Annotated in this window: 21 protein-coding genes and 1 tRNA gene; 12 read left to right on the plus strand and 10 right to left on the minus strand. The window is 67.8% G+C overall.

The window, feature by feature from the left end; genetic code table 11:
• Positions 1-77: 77 nt before the first annotated feature.
• Both A5705_RS00675 and crp read left to right on the plus strand, forming a co-directional pair.
• Positions 78-473 (plus strand): hypothetical protein, encoded by a 396-nt coding sequence (locus A5705_RS00675; protein ID WP_067884352.1) that lies wholly within the window; start codon positions 78-80, stop codon positions 471-473.
• Between the two features lie 97 nt (positions 474-570).
• A complete protein-coding gene (gene crp / locus A5705_RS00680; protein ID WP_036465140.1) occupies positions 571-1,245 on the plus strand; it encodes a cAMP-activated global transcriptional regulator CRP in 675 nt (224 codons plus the stop codon).
• A 68-nt stretch (positions 1,246-1,313) separates the two neighbouring features.
• Here the strand turns inward: crp and A5705_RS00685 are convergent, their stop codons facing one another.
• The 3 genes from A5705_RS00685 to A5705_RS27600 are packed head-to-tail and all read right to left on the minus strand — an operon-like array spanning position 1,314 to position 2,733.
• A complete protein-coding gene (locus A5705_RS00685; RefSeq protein WP_068274556.1) occupies positions 1,314-2,108 on the minus strand; it encodes an MBL fold metallo-hydrolase in 795 nt (264 codons plus the stop codon).
• A complete protein-coding gene (locus A5705_RS00690) occupies positions 2,105-2,569 on the minus strand; it encodes a RidA family protein (protein WP_067884349.1) in 465 nt (154 codons plus the stop codon). The genes A5705_RS00685 and A5705_RS00690 overlap by 4 nt, the downstream gene beginning before the upstream one ends.
• 2 nt (positions 2,570-2,571) lie before the next feature.
• On the minus strand, positions 2,572-2,733 hold the full coding sequence (locus A5705_RS27600; RefSeq protein WP_007166633.1) for a DUF4177 domain-containing protein: 162 nt from the start codon (positions 2,731-2,733) through the stop codon (positions 2,572-2,574).
• 74 nt (positions 2,734-2,807) lie between these two features.
• On the opposite strand from A5705_RS27600, the gene A5705_RS00695 reads away from it, so the two are divergent.
• On the plus strand, positions 2,808-3,833 hold the full coding sequence (locus A5705_RS00695; RefSeq protein ID WP_067884348.1) for an ArsA family ATPase: 1,026 nt from the start codon (positions 2,808-2,810) through the stop codon (positions 3,831-3,833).
• Positions 3,830-4,984, plus strand: coding sequence for an ArsA family ATPase (locus tag A5705_RS00700; protein WP_068274559.1), 1,155 nt, complete (start codon positions 3,830-3,832; stop codon positions 4,982-4,984). The genes A5705_RS00695 and A5705_RS00700 overlap by 4 nt, the downstream gene beginning before the upstream one ends.
• A 483-nt stretch (positions 4,985-5,467) precedes the next feature.
• Here A5705_RS00700 and A5705_RS00705 read toward each other — a convergent pair whose 3' ends face one another.
• Complete coding sequence (locus A5705_RS00705; RefSeq protein ID WP_067884344.1) at positions 5,468-5,818, minus strand: WhiB family transcriptional regulator; 351 nt, start codon at positions 5,816-5,818, stop codon at positions 5,468-5,470.
• Between the two features lie 387 nt (positions 5,819-6,205).
• Between A5705_RS00705 and ponA2 the strand changes: the two genes are divergently transcribed.
• From ponA2 to A5705_RS00730, 7 genes are all read left to right on the plus strand, one after another.
• Complete coding sequence (gene ponA2 / locus A5705_RS00710; RefSeq protein WP_067884342.1) at positions 6,206-8,635, plus strand: transglycosylase/D,D-transpeptidase PonA2; 2,430 nt, start codon at positions 6,206-6,208, stop codon at positions 8,633-8,635.
• A gap of 86 nt (positions 8,636-8,721) precedes the next feature.
• Positions 8,722-9,681 (plus strand): metallophosphoesterase, encoded by a 960-nt coding sequence (locus A5705_RS00715; RefSeq protein WP_068274562.1) that lies wholly within the window; start codon positions 8,722-8,724, stop codon positions 9,679-9,681.
• A complete protein-coding gene (locus tag A5705_RS00720; protein ID WP_068274564.1) occupies positions 9,678-10,793 on the plus strand; it encodes a PLP-dependent cysteine synthase family protein in 1,116 nt (371 codons plus the stop codon). Before A5705_RS00715 ends, A5705_RS00720 begins: the two co-directional genes overlap by 4 nt.
• Before the next feature lie 60 nt (positions 10,794-10,853).
• A tRNA-Pro gene (locus tag A5705_RS00725) sits at positions 10,854-10,927 on the plus strand.
• Positions 10,928-11,096: 169 nt separating this feature from the next.
• Positions 11,097-11,318, plus strand: coding sequence for a three-helix bundle dimerization domain-containing protein (locus A5705_RS26810; RefSeq protein ID WP_156762985.1), 222 nt, complete (start codon positions 11,097-11,099; stop codon positions 11,316-11,318).
• 109 nt (positions 11,319-11,427) lie between these two features.
• A complete protein-coding gene (locus A5705_RS28325) occupies positions 11,428-11,838 on the plus strand; it encodes a hypothetical protein (RefSeq protein WP_082956212.1) in 411 nt (136 codons plus the stop codon).
• Between the two features lie 26 nt (positions 11,839-11,864).
• Entirely contained in the window at positions 11,865-12,269 is a 405-nt protein-coding gene (locus A5705_RS00730; protein ID WP_067884336.1) for a YkvA family protein, read from the plus strand.
• 61 nt (positions 12,270-12,330) lie between these two features.
• Here A5705_RS00730 and A5705_RS00735 read toward each other — a convergent pair whose 3' ends face one another.
• The 5 genes from A5705_RS00735 to A5705_RS00755 form a co-directional block, all read right to left on the minus strand.
• On the minus strand, positions 12,331-12,930 hold the full coding sequence (locus A5705_RS00735; protein ID WP_067884335.1) for a restriction endonuclease: 600 nt from the start codon (positions 12,928-12,930) through the stop codon (positions 12,331-12,333).
• An 86-nt stretch (positions 12,931-13,016) separates the two neighbouring features.
• Positions 13,017-14,426 (minus strand): cytochrome P450, encoded by a 1,410-nt coding sequence (locus tag A5705_RS00740; RefSeq protein WP_156762986.1) that lies wholly within the window; start codon positions 14,424-14,426, stop codon positions 13,017-13,019.
• Between the two features lie 34 nt (positions 14,427-14,460).
• Positions 14,461-14,763, minus strand: a complete 303-nt coding sequence (locus tag A5705_RS00745; protein ID WP_067884334.1) for a DUF4193 domain-containing protein — start codon at positions 14,761-14,763, stop codon at positions 14,461-14,463.
• 140 nt (positions 14,764-14,903) lie between these two features.
• Positions 14,904-15,176, minus strand: a complete 273-nt coding sequence (locus A5705_RS00750; protein ID WP_067884331.1) for a hypothetical protein — start codon at positions 15,174-15,176, stop codon at positions 14,904-14,906.
• Between the two features lie 54 nt (positions 15,177-15,230).
• Positions 15,231-15,542, minus strand: a complete 312-nt coding sequence (locus A5705_RS00755) for a hypothetical protein (protein ID WP_369803397.1) — start codon at positions 15,540-15,542, stop codon at positions 15,231-15,233.
• Between the two features lie 161 nt (positions 15,543-15,703).
• On the opposite strand from A5705_RS00755, the gene A5705_RS00760 reads away from it, so the two are divergent.
• Entirely contained in the window at positions 15,704-16,408 is a 705-nt protein-coding gene (locus A5705_RS00760) for an HAD family hydrolase (RefSeq protein ID WP_068274567.1), read from the plus strand.
• On the opposite strand, the gene A5705_RS00765 is transcribed toward A5705_RS00760, so the two are convergent.
• Positions 16,382-16,882 carry a DUF6328 family protein gene (locus A5705_RS00765; RefSeq protein ID WP_067884401.1) on the minus strand — a complete coding sequence of 167 codons (501 nt, stop codon included), beginning with the start codon at positions 16,880-16,882 and terminating at the stop codon, positions 16,382-16,384. The two genes, A5705_RS00760 and A5705_RS00765, sit on opposite strands and share 27 nt — an antisense overlap.
• Positions 16,883-16,893: the final 11 nt, after the last annotated feature.

Consider the following 16,893-nt stretch of genomic DNA (forward strand, 5'->3'; position numbering starts at 1 on the left):
CTTCGTGCGCCCGGATGCCTTTGCCGCTGTCACCTACGACAGAGTACTGATTTCGTGATCTCACTGAGACCTAAGCCATGTTTACTCTCCTTGTGTCATGGTTGCTGGTGGCGTGCGTTCCCGGGCTGCTGATGCTCGTGGCGCTCGGCTTGGGGCGGCTGGAATCCGACCTTGCCCGCGACGCCGTCACGGCGATCGACGTCGACGATTTCCTCGACCATGCCGAGCCCGTCGACGTGCACACGTTGGCCCGCGAAGGCATGCCCGAGGCGCTGGAATACCTGCATCGGCGCCAGGCGCTGCGGCTGGCCGAGTCGCCGCAGTCCGGCCGGCACGGGGGGCCGCGGCACGCCGCGCCGGAGTTTGCCATCGCTTTCGGTGAGCGCGACGAGCCCGGATTACCGACGCGACTGGGAGCCCACTCCCACGTCAATCCGCAATTTAGGGGGACCGGACACGTCAATCGTGTGTAGCGTGGCAGGTTGGACACACTTCGCCTACCTCTAGACTTACGTCACACGAGCAGGGTTGGCCTGCCCGCACACATAATTGGAAAGCTGAAGAGGCAACGTGGACGAGATCCTGGCAAGGGCCGGAATCTTCCAAGGGGTTGAGCCCGGCGCGGTCACCGCGCTGACCAAGCAATTGCAACCCGTCGACTTCCCGCGCGGGCACACGGTTTTCGCCGAGGGCGAGCCGGGCGATCGGCTCTACATCATCGTCTCGGGGAAGGTCAAGATCGGGCGACGTTCGCCGGACGGCCGGGAAAATCTGCTGACGATCATGGGCCCGTCGGACATGTTCGGCGAATTGTCGATCTTTGACCCGGGCCCACGGACGTCCAGCGCGACCACGATCACCGAGGTGCGGGCGGTGTCGATGGACCGCGACGCGCTGCGGGCCTGGATCGCCGATCGGCCCGAGATCGCCGAACAGTTGCTGCGGGTACTGGCCCGGCGGCTGCGGCGGACCAACAACAACCTGGCCGACCTCATCTTCACCGACGTCCCCGGTCGGGTGGCCAAGCAGCTGCTGCAGCTTGCGCAGCGCTTCGGCACCCAGGAGGGCGGCGCGATGCGGGTCACCCACGACCTGACGCAGGAGGAGATCGCCCAGCTGGTGGGCGCTTCCCGGGAGACGGTGAACAAGGCCCTGGCCGATTTCGCCCACCGCGGCTGGATTCGCCTGGAGGGCAAGAGCGTGCTGATTTCGGACTCCGAGCGGCTGGCCCGGCGGGCTCGCTAGCGTTCCTCGGCCACCAGACACAAAAGCACCCGACACGCCGAGAAAACGGGAGCCTTTGCGTCTGCTCGCTACTGAGTGCGCAGGTAGTCCAACTGCGCCTGCACCGACCACTCCGCCGCGTCCCAGAGTTTCTCGTCGACGTCGACGTAGACGTGTTCGACGACCTGGCGGGTGGTGGCGTCGTCGCCGAGGTCCCGCACCGCCGCGCGCACCTGTTCCAGGCGTTCGCGCCGGTGTGTCAGGTAGCCGGCCGCGACGGCTTCCAGGTTCGGCAGGTCCGGGCCGTGGCCGGGCAGCACCCGGCGGCGCCCCAGGCCGCGCAGCCGCCGCAGGGATTCCAGGTAGTCGGCCAGGCCGCCGTCCTCCTTGTCGATGACGGTGGTGCCACGGCCCAGCACGGTGTCGGCCGTGAGCACGGCGTCGTCGAGGACGAACGACAGCGAGTCGGCGGTGTGCCCGGGCGTGGCCATCACCTTGATCTTGAGGCCGGCCGCATCGATCACCTCGCCGTCGGTCAGGTGACCGCCGAGGCCGCGCAGAAACCCGCTACCGGCGGAACGGACCGTCGCGCCCGTGCGTTCGACCAGCTTGTCGATGCCGTCGGTGTGATCGCCGTGGCGGTGGCTGATCAGCACCAGGGAGATGCGACCGACCGCGGCGACCCGGGCGATGTGCTCGTCGTCCTCGGGGCCGGGATCGACGACGACCATCTCGTCGCTGCCCGGGCCGCGGAGCACCCAGGTGTTGGTCCCGTCCAGCGTCAGCAGGCCGGGGTTGTCGGCCAGCAGGACCGAGACGGTCTCGGTGACCGCCCGCAACCTGCCGTACGCGGGATGGGTCGGCGACTCGGCAATCTCGGTCACGGGCCCGCGCCGACCTCCACGATCAGCTCCACCTCCACCGGCGCGTCCAGCGGCAGCTCGGAGACGCCGACCGCCGAACGCGCGTGCGCCCCCGCGTCGCCGAACACCTCGGCGAGCAGCTCGGATGCCCCGTTGACGACGCCCGGCTGGCCGTTGAACCCCGGGGCCGACGCGACGAAGCCGACCACCTTGACCACCCGGGTGACGTCGTCGATGCCCACCAGCGAATCCACCGCCGCGAGCGCGTTGAGCGCGCACATCCGCGCCAGCGCCTTGCCGTCGTCGGGGCTGACCTCGGCGCCGACCTTGCCGGTTGCCGCCAGCCGTCCGGCCTCCATCGGCAGCTGGCCCGAGGTGTAGACCAGGTTGCCGGTTCGTACCGCGGGCACGTATGAGGCCAGCGGCGCCGCCACCTCCGGAAGGTTGACCCCGAGCTGCCCCAGCCGGGCGGAGGCACTCATCTTTATTTGGGGCGCTTCAGATACGCGACATGCTGTTCGCCGGTGGGCCCGGGCAGCACGGACACCAGCTCCCAGCCGTCGGCCCCCCACTGATCGAGGATCTGCTTGGTCGCGTGCGTGAGCAGGGGGACCGTGACGTATTCCCATGCGGTGGGTTGGCTCATGACGCGAGCTTATCGGTCGGCGCTGAACGGCTCTGGCCAGCCCGAGCGGCCTGCGGCGGCCGGGCTAGCATGCGATGGTGGCATCCACTCCTGGCGGCGGCAACTCGGTCGGCTGGCCAACGCGCCTGTCGAAGGCCCGCTTGCATTTCGTGACCGGCAAGGGCGGGACGGGTAAGTCGACGGTGGCGGCCGCGCTGGCACTGACGTTGGCGGCGGGCGGCCGCAAGGTCCTGCTCATCGAAGTCGAAGGCCGCCAAGGGATTGCGCAGCTTTTCGACGTCCCGCCCCTGCCCTACCAGGAACTCAAGATCGCCACCGCCGAGCGCGGCGGCGAGGTCAACGCCCTGGCGATCGACATCGAGGCCGCGTTCCTCGAATACCTGGACATGTTCTACAACCTCGGCATCGCGGGCCGGGCGATGCGCCGCATCGGTGCCATCGAGTTCGCGACGACGATCGCGCCCGGCCTGCGCGACGTGCTGCTGACCGGCAAGATCAAGGAGTCGGTGGTGCGCCTGAACAAGGGGTCCAAGGATCCGGTCTACGACGCGGTCGTCGTCGACGCGCCGCCGACGGGGCGGATCGCCCGGTTCCTGGATGTCACCAAGGCGGTGAAAGACCTGGCCAAGGGCGGCCCGGTGTTCTCGCAAGCCGAGGGCGTGGTGCGCCTGCTGCACTCCGAGGCGACCGCCATCCATCTGGTCACGCTGCTGGAAGCGCTGCCCGTGCAGGAAACGCTGGAAGCCATCGAGGAGCTCGCGGAGATGGAGCTGCCGATCGGCAGCGTGATCGTGAACCGCAACATCCCGTCGTTCCTCGAGCCACGCGATCTGGCGAAGGCCGCCGAGGGCGATGTGGACGCCGACTCGGTGCGGGCGGGGCTGGAGATGGCCGGAATCAAGCTCGACGACACCGACTTCGCCGGCCTGCTGACCGAGACGATCCAGCACGCGACCCGGATCACCGCGCGGGCGGAGACCGCGCAGCAGCTCGATGCCTTGAAGGTGCCGCGCCTGGAGCTCCCCGCGATTTCCGACGGCGTCGACCTCGGCAGCCTCTATGAGCTGTCGGAATCGCTTGCACAGCAGGGAGTTCGATGAGTATCGCCCCGACAACCCTTGACATGGCGGCGATCCTGGCCGATCGGACCAACCGCGTGGTCGTGTGCTGTGGCGCCGGCGGCGTGGGCAAAACCACCACCGCGGCGGCAATGGCGCTGCGCGCTGCCGAATACGGCCGAACGGTATGCGTTTTGACGATCGATCCGGCCAAGCGGCTGGCGCAAGCGCTCGGAGTCAACGATCTCGGCAACACCCCGCAGCGGGTGCCATTGGCGCCCGAGGTCTCCGGCGAGCTGCACGCGATGATGCTCGACATGCGCCGCACCTTCGACGAAATGGTGGTCCAGTATTCGGGACCCGGTCGGGCACAAGGGATTCTGGACAACCAGTTCTATCAGACCGTGGCGACTTCGCTGGCCGGCACGCAAGAGTACATGGCGATGGAGAAGCTCGGTCAACTGCTGGGCCAGGATCGCTGGGACCTGGTGGTGGTGGACACTCCCCCGTCGCGCAACGCGCTGGATTTCCTGGATGCGCCGAAACGACTGGGCAGCTTCATGGATAGCCGATTATGGCGGCTACTCCTCGCGCCCGGCCGAGGCATTGGCCGATTGGTCACCGGCGCAATGGGTTTGGCGATGAAGGCGCTGTCGACGGTGCTCGGTTCGCAGATGCTGGGCGACGCGGCGGCATTCGTGCAGTCGCTGGACGCCACCTTCGGCGGCTTCCGCGAGAAGGCCGATCGCACCTACGCGCTGCTGAAAAGGCGCGGCACCCAATTCGTGGTGGTGTCGGCCGCCGAGCCGGACGCGCTGCGCGAGGCGGCCTTCTTCGTCGACCGCCTGTCGCAGGAGGCCATGCCCCTCGCGGGGCTGGTCTTGAACCGCACCCACCCGACGCTGTGTTCCCTACCGGTCGAGCGGGCGATCGATGGAAGCGAGACGTTGGACGCCTCGGATTCCGAGGCCGCCGCGCTGGCCGCCGCGGTGCTGCGCATCCACGCCGACCGCGCGCAGACCGCCAAGCGGGAGGTCAGGCTGCTATCCCGCTTCACCGGGGCCCACCCGCACGTGCCGGTCATCGGGGTGCCGTCGCTGCCGTTCGACGTCTCGGACCTGGACGCGCTGCGCGCGCTCGCCGACCAGATCACCGCCGCCGGCGACGAGGCGGCTCGCGCAACGAGCCGCTGAGGAGCGGCGAATCCCGGCCCCGCCGGCGACGAGGCGGCACGCGCAGCGAGCCGCTGAGGAGCGGCGAATCCGAAAACCGCCGGCGACGAGGCGGCTCGCGCAACGAGCCGCTGAGTAGCGGGGAATCCCGGCGCGAAATTCACGGCGGGCACACCACCGGAAATGCGTCGCAGCATTCACGCTCGGCAATTATTGGCCGGGTCCGCTGAATTAAAGCCCCTATTGCGCACACGCCAATTAGGGCCCGCTCGGAGCTATTTGACACGGGCCAGTCTTTTTTGGAACGACTGTTTTCGTTGCTGCCGAATCCCTATTGGGCACAAGCTAGCTCGTATTGAACACGCGTCAGCCCGCTATTGGACGCCTACCAGCCAGGACGGCACAGGAGAGCCGTAACAAAAAAGTAATGATGAAAACCCAAGTTTTCAGGACCAGGGGACGGATTAATCGCGCGGTAGCGAGATACGCGCTCGAACCACTATGTCAGCCAGCGGTGCGGCCGCGGCGCTTTTCGAAGAAGTCCGACCACGAGACGACCTCGGGGTGCTGCTTCAGCAAGGCCCTGCGCTGGCGCTCGGTCATGCCGCCCCACACGCCGAACTCGACCTTGTTGTCCAACGCGTCCGCGCCGCACTCCTGCATCACCGGGCAGTGCCGGCAGATCACCGCCGCCTTGCGTTGGGCGGCGCCTCGAACGAACAGTTCATCGGGGTCAGTGGTCCGACACAGCGCTTGCGAGACCCAGGCGATCCGATCTTCGGCGTCAACACTGCGGAGTACCCCCTGTGCAGCCGCAATGTTTGTTCTACGCGCGGCCGGCCGTGAACCTGACACGAGCTGTTCCCTTCCTTCCGGCCACTCGTCGCGGCCGCCCTCCTCAGGTGCAGACCCACTGCTTGCGATCTACGCCACACCATGCATTTCGGTGTTACCTGAATCTCACCGTGTGTCTAAGTTAGGTGGTCAGGTGGCAATTGCGCAACAGTCTGATAACGGTTTTTTTGGGACGAGCGTGCAGTCTTTCGAAAGCAGGATAAATCCGGCCACGGGAGCGCGCACTTCGTCCCGGTTGACCACCAATGACGGAGTCGCAAATTTTCTGTCCAGTCCGATCGTAAGTTCGCTGGTCATGGTGCGGCAGGGTCTGTGGTCACGCCATGTGAGGGCCTTTGGTCAACTCGCGGCGTGGCCTGGTCACCGGGGGCCGCTAACCTAGTACGCATGTCAGACCGCCCCCCGGCCGCTCTCACCATTCTCAAGCTCGCGGGGTGCTGCTTGCTGGCCAGCGTCGTCGCCACGGCACTGATGTTTCCGCTCGCCGGCGGAGTCGGGCTGATGTCCAATCGGGCCTCCGAAGTCGTCGCCAACGGGTCGGCGCAGCTGCTGCAGGGCGAGGTGCCGGCCGTGTCGACGATGGTCGACAAGAAGGGCAACGTCATCGCCTGGCTGTATTCGCAGCGCCGGTTCGAGGTGCCCACCGACAAGATCGCCAACACCATGAAGCTGGCGATCGTCTCGATAGAGGACAAGCGGTTCGCCGACCACAACGGGGTGGACTGGAAGGGCACCCTGACGGGCCTCGCGGGGTACGCGTCCGGCGACGTCGACACGCGCGGCGGCTCGACCATCGAGCAGCAGTACGTGAAGAACTATCAACTGCTGGTGACCGCTCAGACCGACGCCGAGAAACGCGCGGCCGTCGAAACCACGCCGGCGCGCAAGCTCCGCGAGATCCGGATGGCGCTCACGCTGGACAAGACCTTCAGCAAGCCCGAGATCTTGACCCGGTACCTCAACCTCGTCTCGTTCGGAAACGGCTCGTTCGGCGTGCAGGACGCGGCGCAGACCTACTTCGGCATCAACGCGTCCGACCTGAACTGGCAGCAGGCGGCGCTGCTGGCGGGCATGGTGCAGTCCACCAGCGCGCTGAACCCGTACACGAACCCCGACGGCGCCCTGGCCCGGCGGAACCTGGTCCTGGACACCATGATCGAGAACCTGCCGCAGGAGGCCGACGCCCTGCGCGCCGCGAAGGCCACGCCGCTGGGCGTGCTGCCGCAGCCCAACGAGCTGCCGCGCGGCTGCATCGCGGCAGGCGACCGCGCGTTCTTCTGCGACTACGTCCAGGAATACCTCTCGCGCGCGGGGATCAGTAAGGAACAGGTGGCCAGGGGCGGCTACCTGATCCGCACGACGCTGGACCCCGACGTGCAGATCCCGGTCAAGGCGGCCATCGACAAATTCGCCAGCCCGACCCTGCCGGGCATCTCGAGCGTGATGAGCGTGATCGAGCCCGGCAAGACCTCCCACCACGTGATGGCCATGGCCAGTAACCGCAAGTACGGGCTCGACACCGAGGCCGGCGAAACCATGCGACCGCAGCCGTTCTCCCTGGTCGGCGACGGTGCCGGGTCAATCTTCAAGATCTTCACGACGGCCGCGGCGCTGGACATGGGCATGGGCATCAACGCCACGCTCGAAGCGCCGCCGCGGTTTCAGGCCAAGGGCTTCGGCAGCGGCGGGGCGAAGGGCTGCCCCAAGGACACCTGGTGCGTGGTCAACGCGGGTAACTACCGCGGCTCCATGAGCGTGACCGACGCGCTGGCCACCTCGCCCAACACCGCGTTCGCCAAGCTGATCACCCAGATCGGAGTCGGGCGCGCGGTCGACATGGCGATCAAGCTCGGGCTGCGCTCCTATGCGAATCCCGGCACCGCCCGCGACTACAACCGCGACAGCAACGAGAGCCTGGCCGATTTCGTCAAACGGCAGAACATCGGCTCGTTCACTCTCGGCCCGATCGAGGTAAACGCCCTGGAGTTGTCCAACGTCGCGGCCACGCTGGCCTCGGGCGGTGTGTGGTGCCCGCCGAACCCGATCGACAAGCTGATCGACCGCAACGGCAATGAGGTCGCCGTGACCACCGAGACCTGCGATCAGGTGGTCCCCGAGGGTCTGGCGAACACCATGGCCAACGCGATGAGCAAGGACGCGGTGGGCAGTGGCACGGCGGCCGGTTCGGCCTCCGCGGCGGGCTGGGACCTCCCGGTGTCGGGTAAGACGGGAACCACCGAGGCCCACCGCTCGTCCGGCTTCGTGGGTTTCACCAGCCACTACGCGGCCGCCAACTACATCTACGACGACTCGACCAACCCGACCGATTTGTGCTCCTCCCCGCTTCGTCATTGCGGCGAGGGTGACCTGTACGGCGGTAACGAGCCCGCGCGCACCTGGTTCACCGCGATGAAGCCGATCGCCCTCAACTTCGGGCCGGTGGCATTGCCGCCGACGGACCCCCGTTACGTCGAGGGTTCACCCGCCGGCCGGGTGCCGGCCGTCACCGGCCTGGACGTCGACATGGCGCGCCAGCGCATCAAGGACGCCGGCTTCCAGGTCGCCGACCAGACGAACTCCGTGAACAGCAGCGCAAAGGCGGGCGAGGTCGTCGGAACGACGCCCAGCGGCCAAACGATCCCGGGCTCGATCATCACGATTCAAGTCAGCAACGGCATCCCGCCCGCGCCCCCGCCCCCGCCGGAGGGCGCGCCACCGGTGGTCGGGTCACAGGTGGTCGAGATTCCCGGCCTACCGCCGATTACCATTCCGCTGCTGGCCCCGCCACCGCCCCCGGGAGCGCCGCCGCCGCCATAGTATTGAGGCGCCGTGGCGCGAAAGATTGAAGCACCGTGGCGCGAGCTATACGCGACCAGAACCCAACCGGCAGTAGGCTGCCCTTCATGGCTGAAGTTACGCCCGTCCTGATGCGCACCGGCGCGGTCGCGGTTGCCTCGACCCTGGCCGGCATCGGCTATGCCGCCTTCGTGGAGCGCAATGCGTTCGTGCTGCGCGAGATCACCATGCCCGTGCTGTCCCCGGGATCCACGCCACTGCGGGTGCTGCACATCAGCGATCTGCACATGCTGCCCAGCCAGCGTCGCAAACAGGCGTGGCTGCGCGAGCTGGCCGCCTGGGAGCCCGACCTGGTGGTCAACACCGGCGACAACCTGGCGCACCCCAAGGCGGTGCCCGCGGTGGTGCAAACCCTGGGCGACCTGTTGTCGCGGCCGGGCGTCTTCGTCTTCGGCAGCAACGACTACTTCGGGCCGCGCCTGAAGAACCCGTTGAACTACCTGACCAACCCGTCGCACCGGGTCCGCGGCGAGCCGCTGCCCTGGCAGGACCTGCGGGCGGCGTTCACCGAGCGCGGCTGGCTCGACCTCACCCACACCCGCCGCGAGTTCGAGGTGGCCGGCCTGCACATCGCCGCCGCGGGCGTGGACGACCCGCACATCGACCGGGACCGCTACGACACGATCGCCGGCCCGGCCAGCCCGGCGGCCAACCTGCGGCTCGGCTTGACCCACTCGCCCGAGCCGCGGGTGCTGGACCGCTTCGCCGCCGACGGCTACCAGCTCGTCATGGCCGGGCATACCCACGGCGGCCAGCTCTGCCTGCCCTTCTACGGCGCTTTGGTGACCAACTGCGGCCTGGACCGCTCCCGGGCCAAGGGACCGTCCCGATGGGGCGCCAACATGCAGCTCCATGTCTCGGCCGGCATCGGCACCTCGCCGTTCGCACCCGTGCGATTCTGCTGCCGGCCGGAGGCGACGTTGCTGACACTGATCGCCACCCCGATGGGCGACCGCGACACCACCAGCGATCTGAGCCGTTCGCAGCCAACCGCTTCGGTGCGTTGAGCGATCGGACCCGGATCGCGGTCCGCACCCTGCCGCGAGGCTGGACGGACAACGCGATCCGGCTGATCCAGGCCGACGCCCGGCGCAGCGCCGACACCCACCTGCTGCGGTATCCCCTGCCGTCGGCCTGGGACACCGGCGGCCCCGATGCGCAGGTCGCGCTGTACCTCAAAGACGAGACGACGCACATCACCGGCAGCCTCAAGCATCGGTTGGCGCGTTCGCTGTTCCTGTACGCGCTGTGCAACGGGTGGATCGGCGAGGGCACCACGGTGGTCGAGGCGTCCTCGGGGTCGACGGCGGTGTCGGAGGCGTATTTCGCGGCCCTGCTGGGGCTGCCGTTCGTGGCCGTGATGCCGGCGTCAACCAGCGCGGCAAAGGTGGCACTGATCGAATCACAAGGCGGCCGTTGCCATTTCGTCGCCGACTCGAGTCAGGTGTATGCCGAGGCCGAGCGTATCGCCCATGACACCGGCGGGCACTACCTGGACCAGTTCACCAACGCCGAGCGCGCCACGGACTGGCGCGGCAACAACAACATTGCCGAGTCCATCTTCGAGCAGATGGGCGAGGAGCAATACCCGATTCCGGAGTGGATCGTCGTCGGGGCCGGCACCGGCGGCACCAGCGCGACGATCGGCCGCTACATCCGCTACCGGCGCCACGCTACGCGGCTGTGCGTCGTCGATCCGGAGAACTCCGCGTTCTTCCCCTCCTATTCCGAGGACCGCGACGATGTCGTGATGCCGATGTCCTCCCGGATCGAGGGCATCGGACGGCCACGCGTCGAGCCGTCGTTTCTGCCCGGCGTGGTCGACCGCATGGTCGCCGTGCCCGACGCGGCGTCGATCGCCGCCGCTCGACACGTCAGCGCCGTTCTGGGGCGCCGGGTGGGGCCGTCGACGGGCACCAACCTGTGGGGCGCGTTCGGGCTGCTGGCCGAGATGGTCGCCGAGGGCCGCGGCGGGTCGGTGGTCACGCTGCTCGCCGACAGCGGCGACCGCTACGCCGACACCTATTTCAGCGACGAATGGGTCAGCGCCCAGGGTCTCGACCCGACCGGCCCGGCCGAGGCGCTGGCGGAATTCGAGCGCACCTGCGCGTGGACCTAGCCCGTAGCCTGCGGTTTGGTCAGCCGGCGGGCCGGTGCGATAGGCTGTCGTGGCTTCAAGCGGGGTGTGGCGCAGCTTGGTAGCGCGCTTCGTTCGGGACGAAGAGGCCGTGGGTTCAAATCCCGCCACCCCGACCGTTAGGTCACGAGTGTGATCGGCCGCAGCACGTTTGCTGATCCCCGATATCAAGAGACTTATCGGTCACCGGTACCCGACCCGGGCGGCGACGGCACCTGCGGCAACGCGCAGCGGCTTGGTGAACTCCAGGTGTTGCTGCGGCGACTACTAGGTTAAGCTCCATAGGTGGATGGGGCTGCGGGTGTGCTCCAAGAAGAGCGGGCACAGATCGAGGCGGTTCAGCGTCGTCTTGCCCAGAAGTACGCGCAGCTTCCGCACGCTCACGTCGCGGCGGTAGTCGAGCAAACCTACGGGCGGTTCCAGCAGTGCACGCTACGCAATTTCGTTCCACTGCTGGTAGAGCGCCGCGCCGGAGAAGAACTGGCTAACTCCACTTTGGACCGCTAGGCGATGCCCGGACGCCGGCCCGGTGAGCAGCCGGAGACCATGCGGCGCTATGCGAGCAGCGAATCCCATTGGGGAGGCGCCGAATTGGAGTTTTGGCGAAGGAGCAACAATGAATATTTTGCGAGGCGCACTGCATGCGGCCAGCAGCACGGTTGACGCGAGCGTCGCGGCGGCAGGAGCGGTTGGAGGCGCGGCCGTCAATGGAGTGGTGGGCGGCGTCCGCGGAGCGGTCAGCGGCGTCCAAAGCGGATTGCGCACCGGCAGTCGGTCCCTTCCCGCGGCGGCGCTAGCGGTCGCTGCGGTCGGCGCGGCCGGCCTGGTGGAGTGGCCGCTGCTGTTACCGGTTGGCGGAACGCTTTTGGGCGTGCATTATCTGACGCACCGATCCGACGGCCAGCGCAAGCCAACCCCCGCTCGACGCGCCACCTCGCGCTCCAGAACCAGAGGGCGCTCGGGCTCGCCCAAGTCAACGCCACACACGGCGGCAAGGTCGCGCCCCGCTCGGTCGCCGCGACCCTAGCGGTTCCGAGCGACGGATAACGCGCGGTGTGGTCGATACTCGCCGGTGCCCTCAGCGGCATCATGCTCGCCTGGCTCATCCTGGCTGCCACCATCTGGGTGGCCAAACCCGACGACCTCAGCCTCGGCGACATAATCCGGTTGCTGCCCGACCTGCTGCGACTGCTCAAGCGCGTGGCCACCGACCGCGCGGTGCCGCGGATGGTCCGCATCGAACTGATGCTGGTGCTGGGCTATATCTTCTCGCCCATCCAACTGATACCGGATTTCGTCCCCGTCATCGGATTCCTCGACGACGCCGTCCTGGTCGCGATCATGCTGCGCGTCGTCGTGCGCACCGCCGGTCCGCAGATGCTGCAAAAACATTGGCCTGGCACGCCCGAGGGACTGCGGGCGTTGAGTCGCGTCTGTGGCGTGGCCCAACAGGGCTGAATGACGCGCGGTCGGGTCATGTGCCGAATCATCTTGTGAGCACTCGATATCCGAAGCGGTCTTACGTGCGGTGTCGCTTTGCGAAGCCGCTTGTCGGCCCGGCGGCCCGCGCCCAGATGTGCAATTGCTCGCGCCCGACGAGACGGCATTGATGCGTGGCCGCCAACTGGCGAGCCGCCTTGGTGAACGCCCGGTTTGTCACGACGACCGGCTGGTTGCAGCCGTGGTGCCGGGCGCCGGAGACGACCTGCTGCACGGCGGCCACACCGACGGCCTTCGCCTGCCGCTTGCATTGGATCGCCATGCGGGCGCCGTCCCTGGTGGCGATCAGGTCCACGCCGTAGTCGCCCGTGGTGGCGGTGTGAGTGACGCCCCACCCCGCGGTGCGAAGCCGCGCGGCGACGAATTCCTCGAACTCGACGCCCGACATGTCATCGACGGCCGCCAGATCCGACATCGCGTACCGGAGGTCGCGCCTGCGCCGTCGCTCATCCCGGTAGCGGTCCCGTCGAACACCGAGCCACAACAGGGCCGGCACCGTCAGGACGAGGCCGCCGAGTCCCGCCGAGAATCCCGCGACCACGCTACCGGTCGCGTGCTGGGTGAAAAACCAAGGGAGAGCGAACCCCAACAGCAGGAAGGACCCGAGTATCTTCTCCATGACTCCCCACGGTGCCGACGCGGACTCGCCGATGAACCTAGTGGATGGGTACGACAATCACACGCAGGCGCACAGCGACGAGCCGGTTATCGCGCGCCCGCCTGAATGGGGCGCAGGCGCACCCTGGTGCCGCGGCGCGGCGCCAGCATGATGGAGCGGCGCACGATCCTCTCGGGCTCGTCGTCGACGGCGCTGAACTCGCCCTCGCGCAGCAGTGTGTGCAGCACGGTGACCAACTCGCGCAGCGAGAACGCTGCGCCCAGACAGCGTTTGACGCCGCCACCGAACGGCACCCACGCAAACGTCTCGGGCCGGCTGCCGAGGAATCGCTCCGGCCGGAACTCGTTCGGGTGCTCGTAGATCGCGGGATTGCGATTGATCGCGATGATGTGCACGACGATGCGGGTGCCGGCGTCGACGAGGTAGCCGCCGATCGGAAAGGGTTGCGCCGCAACGCGCGCCGTGAACGGCGCCGGCGGCCGTACCCGCAGCGTCTCGTGGATCACCGCGGTCGTGAACGCCTCCCCCCCGCTCTGTGCTTCGGCTTGCACCCGTCGCAGCGCATCGGGGTGGTGCAGCAGCAGATCGAAAACCCACGCCAACGTGGTCGCGGTGGTTTCGTGCCCCGCCAGCATCAGGGTGATCAGATCGTCACGAATCTCGCTGTCGGACAGGCCTTTCCCGTCTTCGCCGCGGGCGCGCATCAGCAACGCCAGGATGTCGAGTTGCTCGGTCAGGCGCGGATCGCTTCGCCGCCGCGCGATGAGCGGCAGCACCACGTCGTCGATCTCCCGGTTGGCGCGGGCGCGCCGGGGCCACACCCGCAGCGCGCCCAGGTGGCGCAGGGCGTAGCGGAGCGTCAACTGCTCGGAAACGCCGAGCTTCAACAGACTTTCGAAGGGCCTACCCACGCGCCGAACCTCGTCGGGTTCGTCAACGCCGAAGATGATCCGGACGATCACGTCGAGGGTCAGTGCCCGCGCCGCCGTGAGCATTTCGAACGGCCGGTCAACTGGCCAGCTGTGCATCGCGGCGCGGGCGCAGCTCTGCATGATCGGTACGTAACTGCTCAGCGCGGCGCCGTGCAGCGGGGGCGTCAAGAGTTTGCGCCGCCGTAGGTGCTCCGGCTCCTCCTGCACAAACATCGATCCGGATCCGTAGATGGCGGCCGCGGGCCCGACACCCTCGCCGCCCAGCAGCACGTCCGGGGCCGCGGTGAACACCTGCTTGACCAGTTCCGGGTCCGACACGATCGCGACGTTGCCCAGGCTGAGCACGGGCATCGTCATGATGGGCCCGTACCGACGGATCAGCCGCAGCATCCGGCGCTCGCCGCCGATTAGGTAGGCGACCGCATACGCGGCGGCGAACGCCGAGCGAAGCGCGCGCGGGGCGGGCAGGCCCGGCGGCCGGCTCAAGGCATCCGGCGTACCGTCCGGGCGAGTCGCGGATGCTGCCACGCTGACGACAGAAACACGGTGTCCCCGGTTGGTCAAGGTGCGACGATCGGTCCCCCGGTCGCGCCCGGTGCTATGCGCAGTCCGCGCAGACGGAAAGTCCCGAGCCCGACTTGCGCATGCGGCTCCGGTGCTGCACCAAAAAGCAGCTCGAACAAGTGAACTCGTCGGCCCGCTGGGGGATCACCGTCACCGACAGCTCCTCGCTCGACAGGTCCGCGCCGGGCAGCTCGAAGAAGAGCACATCGTTGGGGTCCTCGTCGACAACGGCCGTCGACGAGAGGGGCAGGGTGGGCGCCAGCTCGCGCAGTGCGGCGGGGTCCTGAGTCTCGACGTCGGATACACGGCGTGCGTCGTAATCGCTTGCGGTCGCCATGGGTGTTCCTTCCTGCTGAATGACGGGTTGACGCACTTGCCTGTACTCACCCGTGGCTGAGTCGGTACCCCGATCCGGCACCCGTCACACCTATCCGGTTCACAAAAATTGCGGCCACGACAATTGCGTTCTCGATGAGCTCAGCCGCGCAGGCGGATTGGGCCGCTGACCACCGGCGCTGAGCCGGTAGCCCAGGTCGAACCGGCGGCCCGACGTTGACTATGGGACACCCAGGCCAGCCCGCACCATGGCGACGCGACCGCCAATACCAGCCCCATGATTGCCAACGCGGCGTGCCCGGTCAGCAACGCCAGGACGCCGGCCAGGACGCCGACCGCCCAGAGTGCCGCCGCCACGCGGCCGGGGATCCCGAAATCGATCCCCGTGTGCACCCTGTTGGACGTGTCGAGCATCTCGACGTTTTACCCGGTCAGGCCCGAATTCAAACCTCTCGGCTGGCCGGCCGGTCAGCTTGCCGGCGGCGGCGCGGGCTCATCGGAATTCTCGGCGTGCCAGCGCAGCTCGGCGTCGCGGACCCGGCGATGGGAGTGCAGCAACCAGGCCGTCGCCACGGCGCCCAGCACGGCGGCCACTGTCACGGCCACGGCGCCGCCGGTGACGTGCCCTGTCGCGAACGCGCACAAGCCGATCACCAGGGCGACCACGGCGACAACGGCCCCGGCCACACCGACGGTGTGGGGGCCGTGCGTGAGCGTCTCGCCCGCGTGCTGACGAAATGTGCGTGCGTGGTCAACCGGGTCAGCCTTTTGGGTCCTCAAGTTCACTCCTTGTAAAATGCTTGCTGCCAAGGTTTTTCGGCGACACACCGATTCGCCGTTTCACAACGTGGTGCCGCTTACGGCCTCCCGCAACGCGTACCCGCCGACCGGAGCGTGAAACGATTGGTGTCAGCCCGGCGCGGCGTGGGTATGCCGCGCAGATGACAACCGCCGGGGCCGGTCACGGCACGCCCGCCGTCCTGTTCGATGTCGACGGAACTCTCGTCGATTCCAACTATCTGCACGTCTATGCCTGGCAGTGCGCGTTCGAAGACGAACACATGCCCGTAGCCGCCTGGAAGATCCACCGCTGCATCGGCATGGACGGCTCCAAGTTGGTGCGCACGCTGTCCGACGACGCGCCGGCTGATGTGCAGGGCCGGCTGAGCGATGGTCACAGCCGCTATTACCGCGGCCTCATACCGCTGCTCGCACCGTTGCCCGGCGCCCGCGACTTGCTCCGGCACGTCGCCGGCCTCGGCCTGCAAGTGGTGCTGGCCAGCTCGGCGCCCGGTGACGAACTCGAGGCGCTGCGAAAGGTGCTCGACTGCGACGACGTCATCGCCGAAACGACCTCGTCACGGGACGTCGACACCGCCAAACCCGAGCCCGGCATCGTGCAGGTCGCGCTGGACCGCGCCGGTGTGGGCGCCGATGACGCGGTGTTCGTGGGCGACGCCGTCTGGGACGCACACGCCGCGGCGGCCGCGGGGCTGCCGTGCATCGGACTGTTGAGCGGCGGCATTTCGGGTGCCGAACTGCAGGCGGCCGGGGCGACACCCATTTTCGCGGATCCGCAGGATCTGCTCGATCAACTGGGATCCACCCGCATCGCGGCGCTACATACCGCGGGTGCGAAGCACTAGGGGCAGCACCCACCAAAAGAACGTAAACAACGCCAGCGCACAAATTCCCGCTATCAACGCCGGCCGGTTTCCGGCCACAGAGGCGAAAACAATGACGGTCACACCGGTCAGCGCCGCGCCCAGCAGCGCCAGCCCGGCGTAGGCGCACCGGTGCGCGGCCGACACCAGGACTTGGAGACGGTGCCGCCGGAACAGCAGCCGGTGAATGCCGACCGGGGCGATCAGCAGCACCGTCGCTCCCACCGAACACCCGACCGTCGCCAGGTACACGATCCGCATCGGCTGGCTGAGAATGTCGAAGCGTTGCTGGAACGGCAACGTCAACAGGAAGCCGGTGAGCAGCTGCACCCCGGTCTGCACCACGCGCAGCTCCTGTAGCAGGCTGGTCCAATTGCGGTCCAGCCGTTCAATTTCGGTCTCACCACGCTTATCGCGGTCCCACCGCTGGTCGTCCTCGGGATGATCGACGTCCATGGTGGTGATCA

Origin of the sequence: Mycobacterium sp. E787, assembly GCF_001668725.1 — a bacterium.
Taxonomy (GTDB): domain Bacteria; phylum Actinomycetota; class Actinomycetes; order Mycobacteriales; family Mycobacteriaceae; genus Mycobacterium.

Bases quoted from the DNA above. Each gene is read 5' to 3' on its own strand.
- A5705_RS00760 (WP_068274567.1), top strand. From the start codon at position 15,704: ATGACAACCGCCGGGGCCGGTCACGGCACGCCCGCCGTCCTGTTCGAT.
- A5705_RS00750 (WP_067884331.1), bottom strand. From the start codon at position 15,176: ATGCTCGACACGTCCAACAGGGTGCACACGGGGATCGATTTCGGGATC.
- A5705_RS00745 (WP_067884334.1), bottom strand. From the start codon at position 14,763: ATGGCGACCGCAAGCGATTACGACGCACGCCGTGTATCCGACGTCGAG.
- A5705_RS00695 (WP_067884348.1), top strand. From the start codon at position 2,808: ATGGTGGCATCCACTCCTGGCGGCGGCAACTCGGTCGGCTGGCCAACG.
- A5705_RS00715 (WP_068274562.1), top strand. From the start codon at position 8,722: ATGGCTGAAGTTACGCCCGTCCTGATGCGCACCGGCGCGGTCGCGGTT.
- A5705_RS00690 (WP_067884349.1), bottom strand. From the start codon at position 2,569: ATGAGTGCCTCCGCCCGGCTGGGGCAGCTCGGGGTCAACCTTCCGGAG.
- A5705_RS00700 (WP_068274559.1), top strand. From the start codon at position 3,830: ATGAGTATCGCCCCGACAACCCTTGACATGGCGGCGATCCTGGCCGAT.
- A5705_RS00735 (WP_067884335.1), bottom strand. From the start codon at position 12,930: ATGGAGAAGATACTCGGGTCCTTCCTGCTGTTGGGGTTCGCTCTCCCT.
- A5705_RS27600 (WP_007166633.1), bottom strand. From the start codon at position 2,733: ATGAGCCAACCCACCGCATGGGAATACGTCACGGTCCCCCTGCTCACG.
- ponA2 (WP_067884342.1), top strand. From the start codon at position 6,206: ATGTCAGACCGCCCCCCGGCCGCTCTCACCATTCTCAAGCTCGCGGGG.
- A5705_RS28325 (WP_082956212.1), top strand. From the start codon at position 11,428: ATGAATATTTTGCGAGGCGCACTGCATGCGGCCAGCAGCACGGTTGAC.
- A5705_RS00765 (WP_067884401.1), bottom strand. From the start codon at position 16,882: ATGGACGTCGATCATCCCGAGGACGACCAGCGGTGGGACCGCGATAAG.
- A5705_RS00675 (WP_067884352.1), top strand. From the start codon at position 78: ATGTTTACTCTCCTTGTGTCATGGTTGCTGGTGGCGTGCGTTCCCGGG.